A 23,516-nucleotide genomic window follows, 5' to 3' on the forward strand; every position below is an offset into this window, starting at 1 on the left:
CGCGTCGGCCGGCCGGACGACGTGGCCGACGTCGTGGCCTTCCTCGCCTCGACGACGCGCGCTGGGTGACCGGCAAGGTGATCGACGCGACCGGCGGCTCCGGCCTGTGAGCTGCGCGCGGCTGATGGTGGGCGAGACCGGCGACGTGAGTACTAAGCTGGGCGCACAGCAATTTGCGACTGGCGCCGTAGAGGTGGAGCACCACCGGGAAGCGACCGACGAGGCCGGCACCGCGCGCCTGGGTGTGGCCAGTGTCAGGAGTAGGAAGATGACGCACCAGCCAGCCATCCCCACGCTCACCGCGGCCGACCCGCAGATCGCCGGTCTCGTCGAGGACGAGGCGCGCCGCCAGGCGGAGAAGATCCGCCTCATCGCCTCGGAGAACTACGTGTCCGAGGCGGTCCTCGAGGCCACCGGCTCCGTCCTCACCAACAAGTACTCCGAGGGCTACGCCGGCAAGCGCTACTACGAGGGCCAGCAGTTCATCGACCAGGTCGAGCAGGTCGCGATCGAGCGCGCCAAGGCGCTGTTCGGCGTCGACCACGCGAACGTGCAGCCGTACTCGGGCTCGCCCGCGAACCTGGCCGCCTACCTGGCCTTCGCCAGCCCCGGCGACACCGTGATGGGCATGGCGCTGCCCGACGGCGGCCACCTCACGCACGGCTGGTCGGTCTCGGCCACCGGCAAGTGGTTCAACCCGGTCCGCTACGGCGTGCGCAAGGAGACCGGCCGCGTCGACCTCGACCAGGTCCTCGAGCAGGCGCTGGAGCACCGGCCGAAGCTGATCTTCGCGGGCGGCACCGCGATCCCGCGCACCATCGACTTCCCGGCCTTCGCGGAGATCGCGAAGGAGGTCGGCGCCGTGCTGGTGGCCGACATCGCGCACATCGCCGGCCTGGTCGCCGGTGGCGCGCACCCGTCGCCGGTCGGCCACGCGCAGGTCATCACCACCACCACGCACAAGACCCTGCGCGGCCCGCGCGGCGCGATGATCATGACCGACGCCGACCACGCGAAGGCCATCGACAAGGCCGTGTTCCCCGGCCTGCAGGGCGGCCCGCACAACCACACCACCGCCGCGATCGCCGTCGCGCTGGGCGAGGCGTCCAAGCCGGAGTTCCGCGACTACGCCCACGCCATCGTCGCCAACGCCAAGGCGCTCGCCGAGGCGCTGATCGAGCGCGGCTTCGACCTGGTGTCCGGCGGCACCGACAACCACCTGCTGCTGGTCGACCTGACCAGCAAGCAGATCGGCGGCAAGCCGGCCGCGCAGGCGCTGGACCGCGCCGGCATCGAGCTGAACTACAACACGGTGCCGTTCGACCCGCGCAAGCCGTTCGACCCGTCCGGCATCCGGCTGGGCACCGCGGCCATCACCACCCGCGGCCTCACGCCGGAGCACCAGCCGCAGATCGCCGAGTGGATCGACCGCACGATCACCGCGGCCGCCGCGAACGACGAGGCCGCGATCACCAAGATCGCCGGTGAGGTGCGCGACCTGCTCGCCGCCTACCCCATCCCCGGCTACCGGGCCTGATCAGCAACGACGAACGCCCCTTCCCCCGCGCGGGGAAGGGGCGTTTCGCGTTGACCGGCACTCAGTGGTGCTCGCCGCCCTCGGCGGCCTCCTTCGCGAGCCGGTCGATCTCACGCTGGTAGGAGCGCTTGATCTCGGCCTCCGCCTCCGTGCGGCCCACCCACTGCGAGCCCTCGACGCTCTTGGCCGGCTCCAGGTCCTTGTAGACCTGGAAGAAGTGCTCGATCTCCAGCTTGTGGAACTCGTTCAGGTGGTGGATGTCACGCAGGTGCTCCAGCCGCGGGTCGTCCGACGGCACCGCGAGGACCTTGTCGTCCGGGCCCTTCTCGTCGGTCATCCGGAACATGCCGATCGCGCGGCAGCGGATCAGGCAGCCCGGGAACGTCGGCTCCTGGACGAGCACCAGCACGTCGAGCGGGTCGCCGTCCTGCCCAAGGGTGTCGTCGATGAAGCCGTAGTCGGCCGGGTACTGGGTGGCCGTGAACAGGGTCCGGTCCAGGCGGATGCGGCCCGTCTTGTGGTCCACCTCGTACTTGTTGCGCTCCCCCTTGGGGATTTCGATCGTGGCGTCGAACTCCACGGCGTCCTCGCTGACCTCGTCTTTTTCCCGCCGGTACCGGCGGCTTACGGTTTCGCTAACTTGTCGTCACTAGTGTGGACCACGCGCCGTTGGGAAGTCGCACTGATGTCGTCTTGACAACAGTGAGTTTGCCCGGCGGCGTGTCGCCGGTGAGGAGGAGGGGTGCGTGCCGAGCAACGACCAGCCCGAGTGGCCGTCCGAAGATGCGGACGTCTCCGCCGAGGAGAAGCCCGCTGACGGTGGTGCCACGGCCCAGCTGCCGGTGCCCGGCGAGGCCTCGCTGCCCGAGTCGCCGACGCTGTTCGTGCCGGCGCCCAAGCCGGACGCGGAGCGCACGCAGGTGATCGACCTGCGGCAGGAGCAGGAGACCGAGCCGCACCAGCTCCCGAAGCCCGAGCCGCGACCGGCGCAGCCGCAGCAGCCGGGACCCGGGCCGCAGCCCGCCGCGCGGGGCGAGCAGAGCCCCGGCCGGCCGGAGCAGGGCGCGCCGCCGGAGCGGCCCCGGCCACAGCCCGCGCCGAATCCCGAGGCCCCGCAGCCCGCGCCGCACCCTGACCGCCCGCAGGGCGAGCAGTCGCAGCTGGGGCAACCTGCCGCGCCGAATGCCGAGCGTCCGCAGGGCCCGCAGCCGGTGCCGCCCGCCGCTGCTCCGCTCATGCAGCCGATGCGCATCGAGCCCAGCGGCGAAATCCACCCCGCCGAGGCGACCACCGGCGAGGAGAAGCCGCCCGCCGAGCCCGCGGCGAAGCCGAAGCGCCGCCGCAAGCGCGTGCTGATCACCAGTGCCCTCGCGCTGCTCCTGGTCATCGCGGTGGGCGCCGCGCTCGCCACGCCCTACGTCTCCAACCGCCTCGGCCTGCCGTGGGCGCCGAACCTGCCCAAGGGCGACACCCCGGAGCCGGTCCCGGTGGCCCTCTCGCTCAAGGCGCCCAGCGAGTCGGCCCCGCAACCGACGTCGGCCGGCGTGTCCGCGGCGCTGGCCGGCCCCGCCGCGACCTCCGCGCTGGGCACGCTCACCGGTGCCGTGATCGACCCCCAAACCGGCGAACTGCTGTGGGACCGCAACTCCGGCCAGTTCCGCACCCCGGCGTCGACCACCAAGCTGCTGACCACCTCCGCCGCGCTGCTCGCGATGGACCCGGGCACCCAGCTGAGCACCAAGGTCGTCCAGGGCGCCTCGCCGGACACCGCGGTGATCGTCGCGGGCGGGGACATCACGCTGTCCTCGCTGCCGGCCGGGCAGCAGTCGGTGTACTCCGGTGCCGCCCACCTCGACGACCTCGTCACGCAGGTCAAGCAGGCCAGCGGCGGCGCGATCGAGAAGGTGCAGATCGACACCTCGATCTGGTCCGGCCCGCTGACCGCGCCCGGTTGGGCGCCCGACGACGCGCCGATCTACACGGCCGCGATGACGCCGGTGATGCTCGACGGCGGTCTCACCGACCCGACCAACGACCACTCGATGCGCGTCGCCCAGCCGGCGAACACCGTGCTGCAGACGTTCGCCCAGCGCCTCGGCGCCAGCGCGGCCGGGCAGGCGAAGGCGCCCCAGGACGCGAAGGTGCTCGGCGAGGTGAAGTCGGCACCGCTGAGCGAGCTGATCGCGCACGCGCTGGAGGCCTCGGACAACACCCTCGCCGACGCCATCGGCCGGATGACGGCGATCGCGACCGGCACCGAGGCGTCGTTCGCCGGCGCCGCGCAGGCGACGCTGTCCGTGCTGTCCCAGAACGGGTTCGACGTGTCGCAGGTCGAGCTGAGCGACAACAGCGGCCTGTCCCCGCAGAACAGCGTCCCGGCGAAGCTGCTCGCGCAGGTCCTGGCGGTCGCCGCCGAACCGGACGGCAAGGACCCGCGCACCGCGAAGCTGCGCCCGATGCTGGCCGGGCTGCCGGTCGCCGGCGGCAGCGGCACCCTCGCCGACCGCTACAACGCCGCGAACTCGCGGTCCGGCAAGGGATGGGTCCGCGCCAAGACGGGCACTCTGTCCGGGGTCCACACGTTGGCAGGGATAGTGCTGGACGAGGACGGCCGGGTCCTGGTGTTCGCGTTGATGTCCGACGGCCCCGACCAGGATCCCGCGCGGGCGGCACTGGACGTCGTCGCGGCCTCGCTGCGGGGCTGTGGCTGCCGATAGCTTCCGGAAAGGTGTGAACACGATGAGCGAGGTCGCGTCCCGGCCGGTCGTGGACTGGTCGCTGGCCGCCGCCACGGGCGCGTTCCTCGCCCGCGGCGGGCCGGTGGTCTCCCGTGAGGAGGCCGGCCTGGCCGTGACCGAGTTGCGTGAGCTGACGGTCGACGCCGAGGCCCACGTCCGCGACCTGACCGGCCTGGGAGCCGGGCTGCCGCTGCTCCCCGGTGACGTGGTGGACCGGCCCGGCTGGGTGCGCTCGGCCGCCGCCGGGCTGGACGCGCTCACCGCGAAGGCACTGCCGCCCAACCCGGCCGGCCCGCTCGGGCCCGTCCTGGCCGGTGGCGCCGGCGTGCAGACCGGCGTGGTGCTGGCCTTCCTGGCCTCCCGCGTGCTGGGCCAGTACGACCCGTTCGGCGGGCCGGACGGCGGCGGGCGGCTGCTGCTGGTGGCGCCGAACGTGGTCACCGCCCAGCAGGCGCTGCAGGTGCCGGGCCGCGACTTCCGGCTGTGGGTGTGCCTGCACGAGAGCACCCACCGGTTGCAGTTCACCGCCGTGGACTGGCTGCGCGACTACTTCGCCGACGAGGTCGAGCGCCTGGTCGGCGGCCTCACCAGCGACAACGACGGGATGACCGACCTGCTCGGCCGGCTGCCGGAGGCGCTGCGCGAGGCCCGGCGCGCCAAGGCCGACGGGCTCGTCGCGGTCGGTCAGCTGCTGCGGTCGCCGGAGCAGCGCGAGGTGTTCGACCGCCTGCTGGCGCTGTCCACCCTCCTCGAAGGGCACGCGGACTACGTGATGGACGCGGTGGGGCCGAGCGTGGTGCCCAGCGTCGAGACCATCCGCGCGCGGTTCACCGAGCGGCGCAAGGGCGGCGGCCTGCTGGACCGCCTGCTGCGCGCGCTGCTCGGGGTGGACGCCAAGATCCGCCAGTACGCGCAGGGCGCGGCCTTCACCCGGCACGTGGTCGACCGGGTCGGGATGGCCGGGTTCAACGCCGTCTGGACCTCGCCGAACACGCTGCCGACCCGGGCCGAGATCGCCGATCCCGAGGCGTGGGTGCGGCGCGTCCACCCGTGACCGGCCCGCACCCCGCGGTCGCCGCGGTGCGCCGCGCGGTGCGGAACCTCCTGGCCGAGTGCCCCGGCGTGCCCGCGATCGACGTCGCGTTGTCCGGCGGGGCCGATTCCCTGGCGCTCACCGAGGCCGCCGTGTTCACCGGGCGAGCGCTCGGGTTGCCGGTGCGCGCGCTGGTCGTGGACCACGGGCTGCAGGCGGACTCGGCACGCGTGGCCGCGGAAGCGGCCGGGGTCGCGCGCAAGCTCGGCGTGGACTCCGCCGAGGTCCTGACCGTCGACGTGACCGGTGCCGGCGGACCCGAGGCGGCGGCCCGGAACGCCCGGTATGCGGCACTTCGCGAGCACCAGCGCGGGATCGTCCTCCTCGGGCACACGCGTGACGACCAGGCCGAGACCGTCCTCCTCGGACTCGCCCGCGGCTCCGGTCCGCGGTCCATCGCCGGGATGCGTGCTGTGGATCTCCCGTGGGGTAGGCCACTTCTCGACGTGCCCCGCGCGACGACCCGGCAGGCGTGCCACGCGCTCGGCCTGACCCCGTGGGAGGACCCGCACAACAGCGATCCGCGCTACACCCGGGTGCGCCTGCGCACGGAAGTGCTGCCACTGCTGGAAGACGTCCTCCACGGCGGGGTCGCGGCCGCGCTCGCCCGCACGGCCGCCCAGCTCAGGGAGGATTCCGAGGCGCTGGACGCGCTCGCCGCGGACTTCCTGGCGCGGCACGGGAAACCGGACATCCCGGCCCTTTCGCCGCTGCCGGCATCCCTCCGGCGGAGGATCCTGCGGAACTGGCTCGTCGCGCACGGCGCGCGCGGCCTCACCGACGCCCACCTGCGGTCCGTCGACGCGCTGGTCGGCGACTGGCGTGGTCAGGGCGGCGTTTGGCTACCCGGCGGCTTGGTGGTGACCCGGACGCATGGCAGGCTTGCCATGAATCCACCGGAAACAAGAGGGGACTGACCCGTGTACGAAGGCGAGATCGCCTCCGTCCTCATCACCGAGCAGCAGATCAACGACAAGATCACCGAGCTCGCCAAGCAGATCGCCGCCGACTACGAGCGCGAGACGTCTGCCGGCGACCTGCTGCTGGTGGGCGTGCTCAAGGGCGCCGTCATGTTCATGACCGACTTCGCCCGCGCGCTGCCGATGCCGGCGCAGCTGGAGTTCATGGCCGTCTCCTCGTACGGTTCGTCCACGTCGTCCTCGGGCGTGGTGCGGATCCTCAAGGACCTCGACCGGGACATCACCGGACGGCACGTGCTGATCGTCGAGGACATCGTCGACTCCGGACTGACCCTGTCCTGGCTGCTGAAGAACCTGGCGAGCCGCAACCCGGCGTCGCTGGAGGTCGTCACGCTGCTGCGCAAGCCGGAGGCGGTCAAGGTGGACGTGCCGGTGCGCTACGTCGGGTTCGACATCCCGAACGAGTTCGTCGTCGGCTACGGCCTGGACTACGCGGAGCGCTACCGCGACCTGCCCTACATCGGCACGCTCGATCCGAAGGTGTACGGCGCCTGAACACGGTGCGTGAGCACCGGAAAATCGTGAACCCGAACGTGCCGGAACGCGTCATAAGTGTCGGTGCGGTGCGTTAACCTGTGCGAACGAGGGTGACGCGCCGCGATGCGGTACGGACGTGGGGTAGGGAGAACTGATGGGGAGCTACGCGGACGCCGCGGCGTTCCGGAACGCCGCTGTCAACGGCCAGCTGGGGGTCGACCCGGATGCCGCGCAGGCGGTTCTGAAGAAGATCCGCCTCGGCAAGGACCAGGTGGAGAACCTGCTGCGCAACGCCGGGGCACTGGCCGAACCGCCGAAGCTGGGCAACAACCCGGTGGGCAACGCCATCGCCGCGAAGTTCGTGCAGCGCGCCGACGGGGGCGGCGAGTCGTACGCGACCGCGCTGCGCAACCTCTACAACCAGTACCAGCAGGCCGAGGACGCCATCGTCGCGGCGATGAGCCACTACGACAAGATCGAGCAGGCCGCCGAGGACGCGCTGGCGTCCGGGCGTCAGGTCTGAATCCGGGGGGACGATGACGATGACTTCTCCGAGCAGCGAGCCCAGAGGCGAGGCCGTCCAGCTGGGCGACAACGGCGAGTCCGCCGCGCTGGTGCAGCAGGCGCGCAACAGCGCGGGCGGGTTCACCTACGGCGGCGACCGCGCCATCGGCAGCCCGCCGAACTGGGCCTCGCAGGAGAGCAACCAGCTCTACCTCGGCGCCACCCAGAACAACGACCCGGCCACGGCCGAGGCCACCGGGCGGCAGTGGCAGTCGCACGGCGAGAGCCTGCACCAGGCGGCCGACGACCTGTACAACGCGATCACCGAGCTGGGCAACGCGTGGATCGGCCAGGGCGCCGGCTCCGCGCAGGGCGCGCTGGTCGGCATCGCGAACTCCAGCAAGCAGGCCGGCGACGCGGCGCACACCATGTCCCACCGCATGGCGCAGCAGGCCGCCGCGGCCGCCGAGGTCAAGAAGATGCCGGCGCCGAAGGAGTTCGACCCGGCCAAGCAGACGGCGGCGATGCTCGCCGGCGGCCCGGCCGCGATGGTCGCCGACATGAAGGTGCAGGCCGACGAGGCCCGCGCCGTGCACGCGCAGCAGGTCCAGTACTTCAACGCCTACACCCAGGCGATGTCCGAGGTCGACAGCGCGACCCCGAGCTTCGGCCCGGAGTCGCTCGGCCTGCCCGCGGACGGCCGCTTCGGCAGCACCTCGGCGCAGTCCGTCGGCGCCGGTTCCGGCGCGGTGCCGGGCGGTCTCGGTTCGGTCGGGATCGGCCCGGTCGGCGGTGTCACCGCCGGGCTCCCGGGCGGCGGCACGGGTGCCTTCGCCGCCGGTGGGCAGCCCGGTGGCGCCCCGGGGCCGCACGGTGTCCCCGCGCCTCCGGCGCAGGCGCCCGGCGCGGTCTCCGGTGCCGGTCAGGCCGCGGCGCCGACCTCGTCCGGCGGCGGCGGTTCGGCGGCGCTGGGTGCGGCGGCCGGCCTGGGCGCCGCGGGTCTGGCCGCGGTGGGCGGCAAGGCCGCGCTCGGCCGGGGCAGCAAGTCCGGCGCCAAGGAGCGCCCGGCCGGCGACGAGACGGCGGCCAGTTCCGACCAGTCGCAGCAGGCCCACGGCGCCGCGCAGCAGCAGGCCCAGCAGAGCCTGATGAGCACCAGTGGCACCATCGGCGGGGCGGGCACCCCGCCGCCCGCCTCGGGCATGGGCGGCGGCATGGGGGCCGGCGGCGCGCAGGGTGCGGAGGACGAGGAGCACACCAGGGCTTCCTTCCTCGTCGAGGCCGACCCGGACGAGGCGTTCGGCGCCAACGTGGCGACCGCGCCGCCGGTCATCGGGGCCTGGAACGACGAGGACGACCGCTGATCCGGCGCAACCGCGCGAACCCGGAAAGAGGGACTTGATGGTGCGAGCGGAGCTGCTCACTCCGCTGGAACTGGACTTCCTGTGGGAGTCTTTCGGAGCAGGTGAACTGCCGTACCCGCTGGAGGTGCGCTCGCACGGCGCGACGATGGACGAGCGCGCCCAGCTGCGGCGGCAGACCCTGGACCGGCTGGCCGCGCGCGGCGCGGCCGACGGCCGGGGCCGGCCCGCGCCGCACGTCGAGGAGTTCTTCGAGGTGCTGTCGGGGTCGGAGACCAGCCTGGACAGCGTGCACATCACCGCGCCCGACGCGCGTCCGCTGCTCGCCGTGGCGGCGGCGCTCGCCGGGCGCGGTGTGCTCGCGGTGCACGACGACCGGGGCTTCCACTTCCAGCCGATGCCTGCGGACGGTCTCGCGAGCGCCATCGTGTCGCTGCTGCCCGCCGCGCCGCGGGGCACCGAGAAGTCGATCACCGTGCCGCTCGAGCAGCTGATGACGGCCACCGGGGCCGACTTCCTGCAGCGCCGCACCGCGGGCGGCGACCGCACCGGCGCCGACGACGATCGCAAGGCGCTGGCCCGGCTGCAGGCCCAGCCGCGCCTGCGTGGCGGGCAGATCGGCGCCAACGCCCGCAGCCGCAGCGGCGCGAAGACCAGGCCACCGGTGCTGAGCTGGTTCGACACCGACAGCGGCCGCTACTTCACGCAGGCCAGCCGAGGCCACGACGGACGCGACTGGATCACCATCGCCCCCGCCGACGCACCGACCCTGAGGCACCGCCTCGGCGAGATGCTGGCCCGCGCCGCCGGTGAGACCCTGACGCCGGGAGGTGCGTGGTGAACCGCTTCGCGCTGGCTGGGTTCGGGCGTGGGTGGCTGGCCGTCGCGTCCGGTGAGATCTCGACCCTGGAGAGCGCCTGGTGAACCGCCCCGAGTTCTTCACCCCGATGACCTTCGACTTCCTCTGGGAGGCGGTCGGCATCGGCGAGCTGCCCTACCCGCTGCAGGTCCGCTCGCACGGCGCGACCATGGACGAGCGCGCGAAGCTCCGCCAGCAGGCCCACGAGGAGTTGAAGGCCCGCGGCCTGCGCGACCACTACGGCCGCCTGGAACCGCGGGTCGAGGACTGGTTCCGGGTGCTCTCGCAGCCGACCACCAGCATCGACGCCGTGCACATCCCGGACTTCCAGGTGCCGCCCGTTTCGATCCTCGCGGCCACCGACGGCACGCTGGGCGTGGTGGCGATCCAGGACGCCGACGGCATCTGGATCCGGCCCGCCTTCCCCGAGGGGCTGGCCTCGACGGTCGTCGACCTGCTGCCACCGGGCACGCGCGGCACCGAGGCTTCCATCACACTTCCGGTCGACGAGGCACTGCGGATCCAGCCGGCCCGGGCGGCGGTCCCGGTCGGCGGCGACGCGAAACCACGGCGCCGGTCGCTGTCCGAGGGCTCGTCGGACCCGCGCGAGGCCTACGCCCGGCTCGCCGGCCAGCCCCGGCTGCGCGGCGGTCAGCTCGCCGCGAACAGCCGCTCCGAGGTGAGCGGTCGTCGCAGGTCACCCGTGCTGGGCTGGTTCGACACGGCCACCGGCCGGTACCTGAGCCTGTCCCGGCCGGGCGCCGACGGGCGCGAGTGGGTGACGGTGTCCTCGGCGGACGCGAAAACGCTGCGGACCAGGCTCGGCGAGATGGTGGCGAGCGTCACATCCGACCCGGGCTACTGACCCGGACCGCCCCGGGGAACCCGAACGCGACACCGGCCGTTGACCTGCTTGAGACTCGTGCAGGTGCCCATGTCGGCCGGACTGTACCCTGGATGGACGGGGTGTTCCTCGCACACCGCAAGTTGTTGTCTACACCGTGACGGCGGATGTGACATCTACCGCCTAGCCAGGGAGGGTCGAGGCCGAACGGCCGAGGCATATGGACCGGAAGCGCCTGCTCAGGAACCCGCTGCTGTGGATCGTCGCGGTTGTGTTGATCTTCCTCGCGGTCAACACCCTTTTCGACAGCGACCGTGGTTATACCCAGGTCCCCACTTCACAGGCGATTGCCCAGATCAACGGCAACAACGTGAAGGAAGCCAACCTGGAGGACAAGGAGCAGCAGCTCAAGCTGTCGCTCACGAACAAGATCGACGTCGACGGCCAGCAGGTCGACCAGATCATCACCTCGTTCCCGTCCCAAGGGGCGCGACCGATCTACGACCTGTTGATCGACAAGCAGAACGTCAAGTTCAACACCACGGTCACGCAACAGGGCTTCTTCACGCAGATCCTGTACTACATCATCCCGCTCGGCCTGCTGCTCCTGCTGCTGATGTGGATGATGAACAACGCCCAGGGCGGCGGCAACCGCGTCCTCAACTTCGGCAAGTCCAAGGCCAAGCAGCTGAACAAGGACATGCCGAAGACGACGTTCGCCGACGTGGCAGGTGCCGACGAGGCGGTCGAAGAGCTCTACGAGATCAAGGACTTCCTGCAGAACCCGGCCCGCTACCAGGCGCTGGGCGCGAAGATCCCGAAGGGCGTGCTGCTCTACGGCCCGCCCGGCACCGGTAAGACGCTGCTCGCGCGAGTCGTCGCCGGTGAGGCCGGCGTGCCGTTCTACACGATCTCCGGTTCGGACTTCGTCGAGATGTTCGTCGGTGTCGGCGCCTCCCGGGTCCGCGACCTGTTCGAGCAGGCCAAGCAGAACGCCCCGTGCATCATCTTCGTCGACGAGATCGACGCGGTCGGCCGCCAGCGCGGCGCCGGCCTCGGCGGCGGTCACGACGAGCGCGAGCAGACGCTGAACCAGCTGCTCGTCGAGATGGACGGCTTCGACTCGCGCGGCGGCATCATCCTGATCGCCGCCACCAACCGCCCGGACATCCTGGACCCCGCGCTGCTGCGCCCGGGCCGCTTCGACCGGCAGATCCCGGTGTCCGCGCCGGACCTGGCCGGCCGCCGCGCCATCCTCGAGGTGCACTCGAAGGGCAAGCCGCTGGCCCAGGGCGTCGACCTGAACGCGCTGGCCAAGCGCACCGTGGGCATGTCCGGTGCCGACCTGGCCAACGTCATCAACGAGGCCGCGCTGCTCACCGCCCGCCAGAACGGGCACGTGATCACCGACGCCGCGCTGGAGGAGTCGGTCGACCGGGTCATCGGCGGCCCGGCCCGCAAGAGCCGGATCATCTCCGAGCAGGAGAAGAAGATCACCGCCTACCACGAGGGCGGGCACGCGCTGGCCGCGTGGGCGATGCCGGACCTGGAGCCGGTCTACAAGCTGACCATCCTGCCGCGCGGCCGGACCGGTGGGCACGCGCTGGTCGTCCCCGAGGACGACAAGCAGCTGATGACCCGCTCCGAGATGATCGCCCGGCTGGTGTTCGCGATGGGTGGCCGCACGGCCGAGGAGCTGGTGTTCCACGAGCCGACCACCGGTGCGTCCTCCGACATCGAGCAGGCGACCAAGATCGCCAAGGCGATGGTCATGGAGTACGGCATGAGCGCCCGCCTGGGTGCCGTGAAGTACGGCCAGGACCAGGGCGACCCGTTCCTGGGCCGCTCCGCCGGGCGCCAGGCGGACTACTCGCTCGAGGTCGCGCACGAGATCGACGAAGAGGTCCGCAAGCTCATCGAGACCGCGCACACCGAGGCGTGGGAGGTGCTCAACACCTACCGCGACGTGCTCGACGAACTCGTGGTGGAGCTCCTGGAGAAGGAGACGCTGACCCGCAAGGACCTCGAGCGGATCTTCGCCACCGTGGAGAAGCGGCCGCACATCACCGTGTTCAACGAATTCGGTGAGCGCACCCCGTCGGACAAGCCGCCGGTCAAGACCCCGGGTGAGCTGGCGATGGAACGCGGCGAGCCGTGGCCTCCGCCGGAGAAGAAGCCGGCGCCGCGCCAGGTGCCGACCCCGGTCGGCACCAGGCCGGGCGGCAGCGACCTGCCCGGTGGCCCGCCGTACAGCCAGCCGGAACCGCCGTCGAACCCGTACGCGCCCCCCTCGGGCGGGAACTACCCGCCGCCGCCCAACGGTGGCGGCCGCCCGTACGGGCCGAACGGCACCGGCCAGTGGCCGCAGCCCTACAACGGGGGCAACCAGTCCGGCCCGCCGAACTACGGTGCGCCTCCGGGCTGGACCCCGGCGACCCAGCCGGGTGGCCAGACGCCGTGGCGCCCGAACCAGAGCGAGCAGCCGCGGCAGGGTGACTGGTTCGGTGGCTCCGAGGAGGGCCAGGGCCAGCACCGGCGGAATTCCGACGAGCAGGACGGTCAAGATCGACAGTGAGCTGACGCCCGAGGAAGGACCGGTCTTCGATCAGGCGCGCGCCGAGAAAGCGGTGCGTGAACTGCTGGAAGCCGTGGGCGAGAACCCGGACCGGGAGGGCCTTCGGGACACCCCGGCCCGGGTGGCCCGTGCCTACCGGGAGATGTTCGCCGGGCTGTACACGGACCCGGCGGAGGTGCTTTCGCGCACCTTCGACGAGTCGCACGAAGAGATGGTGCTGGTCACCGACATCCCGATGTACAGCACGTGCGAGCACCACCTGGTGCCCTTCCACGGCGTCGCCCACGTCGGCTACATCCCGAACAGCCACGGCAAGGTCACCGGCCTGTCGAAGCTGGCCCGGCTGGTCGACCTCTACGCCAAGCGCCCGCAGGTGCAGGAGCGGCTGACCTCGCAGATCGCCGACGCGCTGGTGCGCAAGCTGGAGCCGCGCGGCGTGATCGTCGTGGTCGAAGCCGAGCACCTGTGCATGTCGATGCGCGGCATCCGCAAGCCGGGCGCGCGCACCACCACGTCGGCGGTGCGCGGCATGCTGCAGACGTCGGCGACCTCCCGGGCGGAGGCACTGGAACTGATCAAGGGCCGTCGATGACCACCGGGGTGCCGGACCGCTGTCTGGTGATGGGCGTCCTGAACGTCACGCCGGACTCGTTCTCCGACGGCGGCCGGTACCTCGACCTGGACGCGGCGCTGGCCCACGCGCACGAGATGTGGAAGCGCGGCGCGGACATCATCGACGTCGGCGGCGAGTCCACGCGTCCCGGCTCGTCGCGGGTGGACGCGGAGACCGAGATCGCCCGCATGCTGCCCGTCGTGCGCACGCTGGCGGCCGACGGCCTGCGGCTCTCGGTGGACACCACGCGTGCGGCGGTCGCCGAAGCGGCGCTCGACGCGGGGGCGGAGATCATCAACGACGTGTCCGGTGGCCTGGCCGATCCGGACATGGCGAAAGTGGCCGCGACCAGCCAGGCGCCGTGGGTGCTGATGCACTGGCGCGGGCACAGCAAGGACATGAACGCGCTCGCGAAGTACGACGACGTGGTCGCGGACGTTCAGCGCGAGCTGCGGGGGCGGATCGACGCGGCGCTGGCCGCCGGCGTCGCGCCGGAGAAGATCGTCATCGACCCGGGCCTGGGGTTCGCGAAGCGCGCCGAGCACGACTGGGCGCTGCTGAACGGGCTCGAAGCGTTCCTCGACATGGGGTTCCCGGTGCTGGTCGGGGCTTCGCGCAAGCGGTTCCTGGGCAGCCTGCTGGCGGACGCCGACGGCTCGCCGCGCCCGCCGGACGGCCGGGAGGACGCGACGGCGGCGGTGTCCGCGATCGCCGCGGTCAAGGGGGCGTGGGGCGTGCGGGTGCACAACGTGGGTTCGTCGCTGGACGCCGTCGCGGTCGCCGCGGCGTGGAGGCGTGGGCGTGCCTGACCGGATCACGCTCACCGGGCTGCGCGTGTTCGGGCGGCACGGGGTGTTCGAGCACGAGAAGCGGGACGGGCAGGAGTTCGTCGTCGACATCGTGGCGTGGCTGGACCTCGCGCCCGCCGCCGCATCGGACGATCTGACGCAGACCCTGCACTACGGCGAGCTGGCGCAACTGGCGGCCGACATCGTCGGCGGCGAGCCGTACGACCTGATCGAGAGCGTCGCGGGCCGGATCGCCGACGAGGTGCTCGAGGATGCGCGGTTGTCCGCGGTCGAGGTGACCGTGCACAAGCCGTCCGCGCCGATTCCGTTGACCTTCGCCGACGTCGCCGTGACCGTGCACCGGGAGCGCGCGTGAGGGCGGTCCTGTCGCTGGGCTCCAACCTGGGCGACCGGTTGGCGTACCTGAAGTCCGTGGTGGACTCCCTGGGCTCCGCGGTGGTCGCGGTGTCCAGTGTGTACGAAACGGCGCCGTGGGGCGTCGAGGACCAGCCGGACTTTCTGAACGCCGTGTGCATTGTGGACGATCCGGCGCGGGACGAGTGGGCCTGGCTGCGGGCGGGCCAGGAGCTGGAACGCCGGGCCGGCCGCGTGCGCGAGCTCCGGTGGGGCCCGCGCACGCTGGACGTGGACGTGGTGACGGTGGACGGAGTGCGCTCGGACGATCCGGAGCTGCTGCTGCCGCACCCGGGCACCCCCGAGCGCGCCAGCGTGCTGATCCCGTGGCTGGAGATCGATCCCGACGCGGTGCTGCCGGGCCACGGCCCGATCGCCGAGCTGTTGCGGGCTCGCCCCGATTCGGACCGTGCCTCGGTGAACCGCCTGTACCCCTTCCCCCGCTGACCCCGGGTCAGGCGCGGAGCGCCGCCGTCAGCCACTCCACGGCGGGGACCCGCGTCGGCACCTCCGGCCAGCCGTTCATGATCGCCATCAACTGCCAGTACCGCTCGGCCCGGTGATCGGTCCCGACGGCGATCCGGTCCGCCACCGAATTCCGGAACGCGGGATCATCCGGATCCTGCCCCTCCGGCGCCCACACCCGGGCGATGTCGTCGGCCAGCGCGCGGCCCTCCGCCGAGTCCGGCGACAGCCCGGCCTTTAGCGCCTGGTGTGCCCGCTCGCTCCACTCGATCCACTCCGCCTGCGCCGGTACGGTCGCCTCGCCGGCCCGGAGGTCGTCGGCGTGCCGTTCGCTCATCCGCCGGGTCACCGCGCGGAACCGCGGATCCTGGATCAGCTCGGCGAACTCGATCCACGCCTCCAGCTGCTCGGGCGACGGATCGTCGGGCAGTTCGGGCTTCGCCGCCCGCATCCGCTCGTAGAACTCGGCGTCGACGGGCAGGCCCTCGGTCACCTCCTGCCAGAACTCGTCGAGCAGACGGGCCCGCTCCTCGTCGGACATCGTCGCCAGCCTGGTCATCAGCTTCACTTCCGCCAGCTCGGATTCGCGTTTCACGACCGCACGCAGGACCGCGCGCCGCAGCCGCAGCCTGCGGATCTGCTCGTCGAGCGCGTCGATGTGCCGCCGGGCCAGCCGGGGGACGCTCGTCTCCCGCGCCAGCACCGCCGACACGTCGACCAGCCCCAGACCGAGCTCGCGCAACGTCTTGATCAGTTCGAGCCGGGCCATGGCCGTGACGTCGTAGAGCCGGTAGCCGGAACTCGTGCGGTCGGCGGGCGGGAGCAGCCCCTCGTCGGCGTAGAACCGGATGGTCTTGACCGGCAACCCGGTCCGCCGGCTCAGCTCGCCGATGGTGAACGTCCCGTCCGCGCGTCCCATGCTCAACCCTCCGGCCAGTGGAGAGTCAACTGTGCCACGATCACCTGGGTACCGTGGCGGTATGCACTTCACCCGGCCCCGTGAACTGGTGATCGCCGGGCTGATCGGGCTCGTCGTGGCGTACCTGCTGTTCCGGTTCGCCTACGGGGACCTGCCCCGCGTGCCGCGCCCGGTCGGCATCACGCTGTTCCTGCTCGCGGTGATCGAAGTCGCACTGGCGTTCACGATGCGGTCCCGGGTCCGGTCCGGCCGGCTCGTCAACGCGGTCTCGGCGGCGCGCACGGTCGCGCTCGCGAAGGCCTCCTCGCTCCTCGGCGCGATCATGCTCGGCGCGTGGGCCGGGATCGCCGGCGCGCTGATCCCGCGGGCGTCGGAGCTGGCCGCGGCGTCGAGCGACCTCCGCAGCGTCGCGATCGGGGCGGTGTGCGCGGCGATGTTGATCGCCGCGGCGCTGTGGCTGGAGCACTGCTGCCGCACCCCCGAGGACGACGAAAGTGATCCCGATCATCACCCGACCGGTTAACGCGGGGAACCGACCGCTCGAAGTACCAACTAGGTCTCAGACGCATAACTAGCGGGTACGGTGTTGGTCATGACTGGCGAGGGTGACGAGACGCGCGGCCGCGTCGTGGACAGGCCGTGGTTTCTCATCGGCCTCGTCCTCGCGGTCGGCGCCACGATTCCGCTGGTACTGGCCGACGACATCCGCTACGTGCGGCTGGGCATCGTCGCCGCGTTGTGGGCGGCGCTGATCGGCGCCTTCCTCGCCGTGCGCTACCGCCGCCAGGCGACGACCACAGAGGAGGCCGTCGCGCAGGCGCAGGAGGTCTACGAGCTGGAGCTCGAACGGGAGATCGCCGCGCGGCGCGAGTTCGAGCTGGAGGTCGAAGCCGAGACGCGGCAACGGATCGAGTCCGAGTCCCGCAGCGAACTGGACGCGCTGCGCTCGGAAATCGCGTCGCTGCGGGACAACCTGCAGAGCCTCTTCGGTGGCGAGGTGCTGCTGGAGCGCGTCGCGCTGACCGCGCAGGCGACCCGGATGCGGGCGCTGCGCGAGGAGCAGCGGGTCGTCGAGTCCGGCACGAGCCAGCCCCCGCAGCTCACCGCCGCGAAGAAGCGGGAGATCACCGACCGGCCGACCGAGTTCATCGAGCGGGTGCGGGAGAAGGAGCCGGTGCGTTCCGGTGGCCGCCCGAGCGCGCCGGAGCCGCGGCGGCCCGAGGTGTCGATGGACCTGCCCGTCCGCCGGGTCGCGGGCGCCGAGCCGGTGGACCCGGAGCGCACGCGGGTCCAGCCGGCGGCGAAGAAGCCGCAGGCCCGCCCGGTCGAACCGAGCCGTCCCGCGCCCAGCCGTCCCGAGCGGGTGCGCCCGGCCAACGCGACGGCGCCCGTCAAGCGTGAGCCGCCGCGGGCCGAGCAACCGACGCAGGTGGCGAAGGCCGTCGACGCGGACCGGACGCCGCGCGCCGAACGCTCCGCGACGGACCTGTCCGCCGCGTTCCCGACGCGCGTGACGCGACCGGTGCAGCCCGAGCCGCCGCGTGCGGAGCCGGTGGCCGCGGTGCCGGAGGACCATCCGGTGGTCAACGAGACGTTGCCGGTCGAGGTCCGGCGGCTGGCGCAGCAGGGCAGGCCGGGGGGCCGTCGCCGCCGCGCGGAGGAGGACGAAGCGCCTGCCGGCCGTCGTCGCCGCGCGGCGGACGAGGCGGGCGCGCCGATGCCGGAAGCCGAGGAGGCGCCGGGCCGGCGTGCGCCGGATGCCGATGAAGCGCTACCGAGGCTGTCGGCAGCCGAGACACCCGGGGGCCGCCGCTCGGCGGGTGCCGCGGTGACTGGGGACGACGAGCCGACGGGTGGGCGCTCGGCCGCGGGTGCCGCGGTCACCGGCCGTCGGTCGGCTGATTCGAGTGGGTACCGGTCCGCCGCCGCGATCTCCGGGCGCCGCTCGGCCGAGGCGACCGGCGCCGCCGAGGCCACCGGCCGCCGCCACCGCCCCGATGACGAGCCACGGACCAGCGCGAGCACCGGCCGCCGCGCGAAGCCCGAGCCGGAGGCCCCTCGCGGCCGCCGCGCCGCCGTGGAGGAGGACACCGGATCCCACTCGGCGGGCCGCTCCGTGAGCGAACTGCTGGCAGCCAACGGCAAATCGGCGACCCCACGACGACGCCGCCGCGCCGAGGACTGACGCGGGAGCCAGCGGGGCGGGTCGTTCGGTGAGCGAGCTGCTGGCGGGTAACGGGGATGCCCCGCCGCGCCGAGGACTGACGCGGTAGTCACCGGGGCAGGCGGGTCGTTCGGTGAGCGAACTGCTGGCGGGCAACGGGGATGCCCGCCGCGCCGAGGACTGACGCGGTAGTCACCAGGGCAGGGAGATTCCGGCGCGCGAGGCCGCCACACCGTTGTCGCGGTCGTGGCTCCCGGGGGACCAGCACCGGCCGCAGGGCAGTGGGTTGATGCCTCGGCCACCGTGCCGGCCAACAGCCCACCGGAGCGGGGGCGAGGTGGGGCCCGCCCGCTGAACCCGTCACCGTAAAGTGCCGGGCTGTGACGGCACCCCCTCGCAGGCTCACCGTGCTCCTGCCCGTGCTCGGCCTCGTCGTCCTGGCCGTGTGCGGGCTGACCGTCCTCGGCCTGGTCACCGTGCAGATCGGGCCCGTCGCGGTGGCCATCGGCGTCGCCGCGGCGCTCGTTCCCGTCGCGGTCGTCGTGGCGACCATCCTGTGGGCCGACCGCTGGGAGCCGGAGCCCGCGAAGCTCCTCCTCGTCGCCTTCTGCTGGGGTGCCTGCGTCGCCGCGATCACCGCCCTGCTGATCAACAACACCGCCGAAACCGTGGGCGACCTGCTCCTCGGCGAGGGCAGCGGCAGCAAGCTGTCCGCGCTCCTGTCCGCCCCGCTCGTCGAGGAGGCCGCGAAGGCCTCGTTCGTGCTCGCGATCCTCCTCCGCCGCGCCGACGAGTTCGACGGGATCATCGACGGTGTCGTCTACGCGGGCTTCACCGCCGCAGGCTTCGCGTTCACCGAGAACATCTACTACTTCGGCCGCGCCTTCGCCGACTACGGCTTCGGCGACGCCACCAGCACCGGCGTGATCGCCGCGTTCGTGCTGCGCGGCGTGATGTCACCGTTCACGCACCCGCTGTTCGCCGCCATCACCGGCATCGGCCTCGGTTACGCTGCCCGCGCCGACAACCGCACCGTCAAGGTCCTCGCCCCGCTCGGCGCCTACCTCGCCGCCGTCCTGCTGCACGCCCTGTGGAACGGCGCGGCCGTCCTCGGCGGCGCCCAGACGTTCCTCAACGTCTACTTCCTGATCATGGTGCCGATGTTCGTCGCGGTCGTGATGCTCGTCCTCCTGCAGCGCCGCCGCGAGCAACGCATCGTCACCGCCGCCCTGCCCGCCATGGTCCAGGCGCGGCTGATCGCGCCGTCGGAGGTCGAGCTGCTGTCCACGCTCGCCGGCCGCCGCGAGTGGCGCCGCCAGGCCCGCCGGCAGTCCGGGCGGGACGCGGCGAAGGCCGTCGCCCGCTACCAGGCCAGCGTGACCGAACTCGCGTTCCTGCGCCGCCGCCGGGCGACCCCGGACCACGAGAAGCGCAAGCGGGAACTGCTCGCCGCGCTGTGCTCGTCCCGCGCCGACGCGGTCCGGCTGGCGGGTGAAGGCAGTCATACCGGGTAAACCGGGTCGGGTGAAGCTGGTCACCTGCCGCCGACCCGGGGCGTTTCCGCGAGCTACCCTCGCCCCGTCGTCCGGTACCCGCGCCAGGAGCGGGACTGGAACGAGCCGAGGAGTTCTGCTGCCATGAGCGTCCACAGGGGCACGCCGTGAGTCGTCCCGCCAGGCTCGGCGTCGGGGTGATCTCCGCCGGCCGCGTGGGCAGCGTCGACGGCGCCGCGCTGGCCCGGTCCGGGCACGCCGTGGTCGCCGCGTCCGGTATTTCCGCCGCCTCCCAGGCCCGCGCCGAGCGCATGCTGCCCGGTGTCCCGCTGAAACCGCCGGACGAGGTCGCCGCGGCCGCCGACCTCGTGCTGCTGGCCGTGCCCGACGACGAACTCGGCGGCCTTGTCCGCGGCCTGGCCGCCACCGGGTCCTGGCGTCCCGGCCAGATCGTCATCCACACCTCCGGCGCGCACGGCCTCGACGTGCTGGCCCCGGCCGCCGAAGCCGGTGCGCTGCCGCTGGCCCTGCACCCGGTCATGACCTTCACCGGCCGCTCCGAGGACCTGGACCGGCTGACCGCGTGCAGCGTCGGCGTCACCGCCGCGGCCGGCGACGAGGCCGCGTGGAGCGTCGGGGAGGCGCTGACCGTCGAGATGGGCGCGGAACCGGTGCGCGTGCCGGAAGCCGCCCGTGCGCTGTACCACGCGGCGCTCGCGCACGGCGCCAACCACCTGATCACGCTCGTCGAGGACTGCGCGGACCTGTTGCGCGGCGCGGGAATCGGCAACGCCGAGCGCATGCTGGGCCCGCTGTTGTCGGCGGCGCTGGACAACGCGCTGCGGCACGGTGACCGGGCGCTGACCGGTCCGGTCGCCCGCGGCGACACCGGTACGCTGCGCAAGCACCTCGGCGTGCTCGAAGCCACCGAGCCCGCGATCGTGCCCGCCTACACCTCGCTCGCCCGGCGCACCGCGCAGCGAGCCGAAGCGGCCGGCCTGCTCGACGCCGGTGCCGCCGCCGAGATCACCGAACTCCTCGAAAGGCCGGAACACCCGTGACCACACCGAAATTCAGCCGCGGGCAGCTGAACACCTACCAGACGCCCGGCGACGTCCACCGGGTCACCGCGGCGCTGCGCTCGGTGGGCCGCAAGGTCGCGCTGGTGCCGACCATGGGCGCGCTGCACGCCGGCCACCGCGAGCTGATCCGCCGCGCCAAGCGGCTGCCGAACACCGTCGTCGCCGTCTCGATCTTCGTGAACCCGCTGCAGTTCGGTGAGGGCGAGGACTTCGACGCCTACCCGCGGCCGCTGGAGCGGGACCTGGAGATCCTCGCCGAGGACGGCGTCGAGATCGCGTTCGTGCCCAAGGTCGGCGACCTCTACGCCGAGGGCCACGCGGTGACCCTGCACCCCGGCCCGCTCGGCGACGAGCTGGAGGGCGCGCACCGCCCCGGCCACTTCGCCGGCGTGCTGACGGTGGTGGCGAAGCTGTTCCACATCGTCACGCCCGACTACGCGTTCTTCGGGGAGAAGGACTACCAGCAGCTGGTCCTGATCAAGCGGATGGTGCGCGACCTGAACCTGGACGTCCGCGTGATCGGGGTGCCGACGGTCCGGGAGGCCGACGGACTGGCGCTGTCCTCGCGCAACGTCTACCTCACGCCGGAACAGCGGGAATCGGCGGTGGTGCTGTCCGCGGCGCTGGCGGCGGGCGGGCACGCCGGTCCGAACGGCGCGGAGGCGGTCCTCGCGGCGGCGCGCGAGACGCTGGCCGCTCGTCCCGAGGTCGACGTCGATTACCTCGAATTGCGGGGAACCGATCTCGGTCCCGCACCCGTCGATGGGGAAGCACGGTTGCTGATCGCCGCCCGCGTGGGGCGGACCCGGCTGATCGACAACGTCCCGGTGGTGCTGGGCGCGTCGGAGGAAGAGAGATAACCATGTACCGCACGATGCTGAAGTCGAAGATCCATCGCGCGACGGTCACCCAGGCCAACCTGCACTACGTCGGGTCGGTCACGATCGACGAGACGCTGATGGAGGCGGCCGACCTGCTGCCCGGCGAGCAGGTGTCCATTGTGGACGTCACGAACGGCGCGCGGCTGGAGACCTACGTCATCCCCGGCGAGCGGGACAGCGGCGTGATCGGGATCAACGGCGCGGCCGCGCACCTGGTGCACCCGGGCGACCTGGTCATCCTGATCTCCTACGGGCAGATGGACAACGCCGAAGCGGCCACCTACCAGCCGCGGATCGTGTTCGTCGACGACGAGAACCGGATCAAGCACGCCGGCAGCGACCCCGGCCACGCGCCGGCCGGGTCGGGTCTGGTGAGCGGCAGCATCCCGATCGCGTCGCCGGACCGGGAGAACCCGTTCCCGGTCGCCGAGACCGTCGACGCGGCGCGCCTGGACGCACTGCTGCACGCCGAGAGCTGACGCAGGTGCTCCTGACGATCGACGTCGGCAACACGAACATCGTGCTCGGCCTGTACGAGGGCCGGGGGGACGCGGCCAAGCTCGTCGGCGACTGGCGGATGCGGACCGACGCGCAGATGACCGCCGACGAGCTGGCGCTGACCATGCGCGGCCTGCTCGGCGAGCACGCCGACGCGATCACCGGGATCAGCGCGCTGTCGACCGTGCCCGCGGTGCTGCGTGAGATGCGGGTCATGCTCGCGCGCTACTACGCGCGGGTGCCGAAGGTCGTCGTCGAGCCCGGCGTGCGCACCGGCGTCCCGCTGCTGGTCGACAACCCGCGCGAGGTGGGCGCGGACCGGCTGGTGAACACGCTGGCCGCGCACCACCTGTACCGCACGGCGTGCGTGGTCGTGGACTTCGGCACCTCGACCAACGTCGACGTCATCTCCGCGAAGGGCGAGTTCCTCGGCGGCGCGTTCGCGCCGGGCATCGAGATCTCGGTCGACGCGCTGGCCTCGCGCGCGGCGGCGCTGCGCAAGGTCGAGCTGGTCCGGCCGCGGTCGGTGATCGGCAAGAATACCGTGGAGTGCCTGCAGTCCGGCATCGTGTTCGGGTTCGCCGGTCAGGTCGACGGCCTGGTGCGGCGGATCGTGCGGGAGCTGACCGCGCGCACGCACGAGCCGGTCACGGTGCTCGCCACCGGCGGCCTGGCGCCGCTGGTGATCGGCGAGTCGGAGACGATCACCGAGCACGTGCCCGACCTGACGCTGCTGGGCCTGCGCCTGGCCTTCGAACGCCAGGCGCGTTAGCGGCGGACCGCGCGCAGCACGGTCGTCACCAGCGGCAGGTCGAATTCGCCCCCGGCGGTGTCCGGGTGGGTGCGGAGGAATTCCAGCAGCTGCTCCCGCGTCCGCGCGCGCTCGCCGGCCTCGGCGACGATGAGGCGGGAATGCGTGGAGATCGTTTCGACCAGGCTTTCGGGCGTGCGGCGGTGCGCGTGCCGGAAAGTCGTCTCCTCGAACGGACCGAACGCCGGGTGGTCGCCCCAGATCGGCCACCCACCGGGCGCCGGACGAAACCGGCGACGCGCGCCATTTCGGCGACCCACGGCACGGAATCGTCGTTGCCGTTCCACAGCCCGGCCACCACGCCGCCCGGGCGCAGCACGCGGGCGATCTCGGTGAGCGCGGCGTCGACGTCGAACCAGTGGAACGCCTGGCCGGCCGGCACCGGCACTCCGCTCATCGGAGGGTGTGCGGGCGCGTATG

At 72.5% G+C, this 23,516-nt stretch carries 24 protein-coding genes, 1 pseudogene and 1 riboswitch; of the genes and pseudogenes, 21 read left to right on the forward strand and 4 right to left on the reverse strand.

Annotated elements, in window-relative coordinates; all coding sequences use genetic code 11:
* Positions 1–165: 165 nt before the first annotated feature.
* A riboswitch (ZMP/ZTP riboswitch) is annotated at positions 166–251 on the forward strand.
* A 17-nt stretch (positions 252–268) separates the two neighbouring features.
* Complete coding sequence (gene glyA, locus D0D28_RS07865) at positions 269–1,537, forward strand: serine hydroxymethyltransferase (RefSeq protein WP_116110209.1); 1,269 nt, start codon at positions 269–271, stop codon at positions 1,535–1,537.
* 61 nt (positions 1,538–1,598) lie between these two features.
* Here the strand turns inward: glyA and D0D28_RS07870 are convergent, their stop codons facing one another.
* Positions 1,599–2,117, reverse strand: a complete 519-nt coding sequence (locus tag D0D28_RS07870; protein ID WP_094005616.1) for an inorganic diphosphatase — start codon at positions 2,115–2,117, stop codon at positions 1,599–1,601.
* 166 nt (positions 2,118–2,283) lie between these two features.
* Between D0D28_RS07870 and dacB the strand changes: the two genes are divergently transcribed.
* The 13 genes from dacB to folK all read left to right on the forward strand — a co-directional run bounded on the left by dacB (position 2,284) and on the right by folK (position 15,230).
* On the forward strand, positions 2,284–4,254 hold the full coding sequence (gene dacB, locus D0D28_RS07875; protein ID WP_116110210.1) for a D-alanyl-D-alanine carboxypeptidase/D-alanyl-D-alanine endopeptidase: 1,971 nt from the start codon (positions 2,284–2,286) through the stop codon (positions 4,252–4,254).
* A 22-nt stretch (positions 4,255–4,276) separates the two neighbouring features.
* Positions 4,277–5,329, forward strand: coding sequence for a zinc-dependent metalloprotease (locus D0D28_RS07880; protein ID WP_094005673.1), 1,053 nt, complete (start codon positions 4,277–4,279; stop codon positions 5,327–5,329).
* Positions 5,326–6,285: a tRNA lysidine(34) synthetase TilS gene (gene tilS, locus D0D28_RS07885; RefSeq protein WP_094005618.1), complete on the forward strand. Its 960-nt coding sequence runs from the start codon at positions 5,326–5,328 to the stop codon at positions 6,283–6,285. The genes D0D28_RS07880 and tilS overlap by 4 nt, the downstream gene beginning before the upstream one ends.
* Before the next feature lie 3 nt (positions 6,286–6,288).
* The gene (gene hpt, locus D0D28_RS07890; RefSeq protein ID WP_094005619.1) at positions 6,289–6,843 is read left to right on the forward strand and encodes a hypoxanthine phosphoribosyltransferase; all 555 of its coding nucleotides are present in this window, start codon (positions 6,289–6,291) and stop codon (positions 6,841–6,843) included.
* A 136-nt stretch (positions 6,844–6,979) separates the two neighbouring features.
* The gene (locus tag D0D28_RS07895; RefSeq protein WP_020422650.1) at positions 6,980–7,348 is read left to right on the forward strand and encodes a hypothetical protein; all 369 of its coding nucleotides are present in this window, start codon (positions 6,980–6,982) and stop codon (positions 7,346–7,348) included.
* A 19-nt stretch (positions 7,349–7,367) separates the two neighbouring features.
* Positions 7,368–8,693 carry a hypothetical protein gene (locus D0D28_RS07900; RefSeq protein ID WP_116110211.1) on the forward strand — a complete coding sequence of 442 codons (1,326 nt, stop codon included), beginning with the start codon at positions 7,368–7,370 and terminating at the stop codon, positions 8,691–8,693.
* Between the two features lie 37 nt (positions 8,694–8,730).
* Positions 8,731–9,531, forward strand: a complete 801-nt coding sequence (locus D0D28_RS07905; protein ID WP_094005621.1) for an ESX secretion-associated protein EspG — start codon at positions 8,731–8,733, stop codon at positions 9,529–9,531.
* Between the two features lie 79 nt (positions 9,532–9,610).
* Positions 9,611–10,414 carry an ESX secretion-associated protein EspG gene (locus D0D28_RS07910; protein ID WP_094005622.1) on the forward strand — a complete coding sequence of 268 codons (804 nt, stop codon included), beginning with the start codon at positions 9,611–9,613 and terminating at the stop codon, positions 10,412–10,414.
* A 199-nt stretch (positions 10,415–10,613) separates the two neighbouring features.
* A complete protein-coding gene (ftsH, locus tag D0D28_RS07915) occupies positions 10,614–12,968 on the forward strand; it encodes an ATP-dependent zinc metalloprotease FtsH (protein WP_116110212.1) in 2,355 nt (784 codons plus the stop codon).
* Positions 12,958–13,560: a GTP cyclohydrolase I FolE gene (gene folE, locus D0D28_RS07920; protein ID WP_198958236.1), complete on the forward strand. Its 603-nt coding sequence runs from the start codon at positions 12,958–12,960 to the stop codon at positions 13,558–13,560. Before ftsH ends, folE begins: the two co-directional genes overlap by 11 nt.
* The gene (gene folP, locus D0D28_RS07925; RefSeq protein WP_116110213.1) at positions 13,557–14,390 is read left to right on the forward strand and encodes a dihydropteroate synthase; all 834 of its coding nucleotides are present in this window, start codon (positions 13,557–13,559) and stop codon (positions 14,388–14,390) included. The genes folE and folP overlap by 4 nt, the downstream gene beginning before the upstream one ends.
* Positions 14,383–14,745, forward strand: coding sequence for a dihydroneopterin aldolase (gene folB / locus D0D28_RS07930; protein ID WP_116110243.1), 363 nt, complete (start codon positions 14,383–14,385; stop codon positions 14,743–14,745). Before folP ends, folB begins: the two co-directional genes overlap by 8 nt.
* Positions 14,742–15,230, forward strand: coding sequence for a 2-amino-4-hydroxy-6-hydroxymethyldihydropteridine diphosphokinase (gene folK / locus D0D28_RS07935; protein ID WP_094005625.1), 489 nt, complete (start codon positions 14,742–14,744; stop codon positions 15,228–15,230). Before folB ends, folK begins: the two co-directional genes overlap by 4 nt.
* A gap of 7 nt (positions 15,231–15,237) precedes the next feature.
* Here the strand turns inward: folK and D0D28_RS07940 are convergent, their stop codons facing one another.
* The gene (locus tag D0D28_RS07940) at positions 15,238–16,167 is read right to left on the reverse strand and encodes a MerR family transcriptional regulator (protein WP_116110214.1); all 930 of its coding nucleotides are present in this window, start codon (positions 16,165–16,167) and stop codon (positions 15,238–15,240) included.
* Between the two features lie 61 nt (positions 16,168–16,228).
* Between D0D28_RS07940 and D0D28_RS07945 the strand changes: the two genes are divergently transcribed.
* From D0D28_RS07945 to D0D28_RS07975, 7 genes are all read left to right on the forward strand, one after another.
* A complete protein-coding gene (locus D0D28_RS07945) occupies positions 16,229–16,690 on the forward strand; it encodes a DUF3180 domain-containing protein (RefSeq protein WP_094005627.1) in 462 nt (153 codons plus the stop codon).
* 69 nt (positions 16,691–16,759) lie between these two features.
* The gene (locus D0D28_RS07950) at positions 16,760–18,352 is read left to right on the forward strand and encodes a DUF6779 domain-containing protein (RefSeq protein ID WP_116110215.1); all 1,593 of its coding nucleotides are present in this window, start codon (positions 16,760–16,762) and stop codon (positions 18,350–18,352) included.
* A gap of 386 nt (positions 18,353–18,738) precedes the next feature.
* On the forward strand, positions 18,739–19,845 hold the full coding sequence (locus D0D28_RS07955) for a PrsW family intramembrane metalloprotease (RefSeq protein ID WP_094005629.1): 1,107 nt from the start codon (positions 18,739–18,741) through the stop codon (positions 19,843–19,845).
* Positions 19,846–19,940: 95 nt separating this feature from the next.
* Entirely contained in the window at positions 19,941–20,885 is a 945-nt protein-coding gene (locus D0D28_RS07960) for a Rossmann-like and DUF2520 domain-containing protein (protein WP_430732355.1), read from the forward strand.
* Positions 20,882–21,766: a pantoate--beta-alanine ligase gene (gene panC, locus D0D28_RS07965; RefSeq protein ID WP_094005631.1), complete on the forward strand. Its 885-nt coding sequence runs from the start codon at positions 20,882–20,884 to the stop codon at positions 21,764–21,766. Before D0D28_RS07960 ends, panC begins: the two co-directional genes overlap by 4 nt.
* A 2-nt stretch (positions 21,767–21,768) precedes the next feature.
* Complete coding sequence (panD, locus tag D0D28_RS07970) at positions 21,769–22,266, forward strand: aspartate 1-decarboxylase (RefSeq protein ID WP_094005632.1); 498 nt, start codon at positions 21,769–21,771, stop codon at positions 22,264–22,266.
* 5 nt (positions 22,267–22,271) lie between these two features.
* Positions 22,272–23,057, forward strand: coding sequence for a type III pantothenate kinase (locus D0D28_RS07975; RefSeq protein WP_094005633.1), 786 nt, complete (start codon positions 22,272–22,274; stop codon positions 23,055–23,057).
* Here the strand turns inward: D0D28_RS07975 and D0D28_RS07980 are convergent.
* The gene (locus D0D28_RS07980; RefSeq protein WP_240323127.1) at positions 23,054–23,356 is read right to left on the reverse strand and encodes a hypothetical protein; all 303 of its coding nucleotides are present in this window, start codon (positions 23,354–23,356) and stop codon (positions 23,054–23,056) included. The genes D0D28_RS07975 and D0D28_RS07980 overlap by 4 nt on opposite strands.
* Before the next feature lie 71 nt (positions 23,357–23,427).
* Positions 23,428–23,493: pseudogene (locus D0D28_RS37465) on the reverse strand (hypothetical protein); the annotation flags it as partial.
* Between the last annotated feature and the right edge of the window lie 23 nt (positions 23,494–23,516).

This window comes from Amycolatopsis ruanii, from assembly GCF_003385175.1.
Classification (GTDB): domain Bacteria; phylum Actinomycetota; class Actinomycetes; order Mycobacteriales; family Pseudonocardiaceae; genus Amycolatopsis_E; species Amycolatopsis_E thermalba.

Bases quoted from the DNA above. Each gene is read 5' to 3' on its own strand.
- glyA (WP_116110209.1), top strand. From the start codon at position 269: ATGACGCACCAGCCAGCCATCCCCACGCTCACCGCGGCCGACCCGCAG.
- D0D28_RS07880 (WP_094005673.1), top strand. From the start codon at position 4,277: ATGAGCGAGGTCGCGTCCCGGCCGGTCGTGGACTGGTCGCTGGCCGCC.
- D0D28_RS07895 (WP_020422650.1), top strand. From the start codon at position 6,980: ATGGGGAGCTACGCGGACGCCGCGGCGTTCCGGAACGCCGCTGTCAAC.
- D0D28_RS07900 (WP_116110211.1), top strand. From the start codon at position 7,368: ATGACTTCTCCGAGCAGCGAGCCCAGAGGCGAGGCCGTCCAGCTGGGC.
- D0D28_RS07905 (WP_094005621.1), top strand. From the start codon at position 8,731: ATGGTGCGAGCGGAGCTGCTCACTCCGCTGGAACTGGACTTCCTGTGG.
- ftsH (WP_116110212.1), top strand. From the start codon at position 10,614: ATGGACCGGAAGCGCCTGCTCAGGAACCCGCTGCTGTGGATCGTCGCG.
- folP (WP_116110213.1), top strand. From the start codon at position 13,557: ATGACCACCGGGGTGCCGGACCGCTGTCTGGTGATGGGCGTCCTGAAC.
- D0D28_RS07940 (WP_116110214.1), bottom strand. From the start codon at position 16,167: ATGGGACGCGCGGACGGGACGTTCACCATCGGCGAGCTGAGCCGGCGG.
- D0D28_RS07945 (WP_094005627.1), top strand. From the start codon at position 16,229: ATGCACTTCACCCGGCCCCGTGAACTGGTGATCGCCGGGCTGATCGGG.
- D0D28_RS07950 (WP_116110215.1), top strand. From the start codon at position 16,760: ATGACTGGCGAGGGTGACGAGACGCGCGGCCGCGTCGTGGACAGGCCG.
- panD (WP_094005632.1), top strand. From the start codon at position 21,769: ATGTACCGCACGATGCTGAAGTCGAAGATCCATCGCGCGACGGTCACC.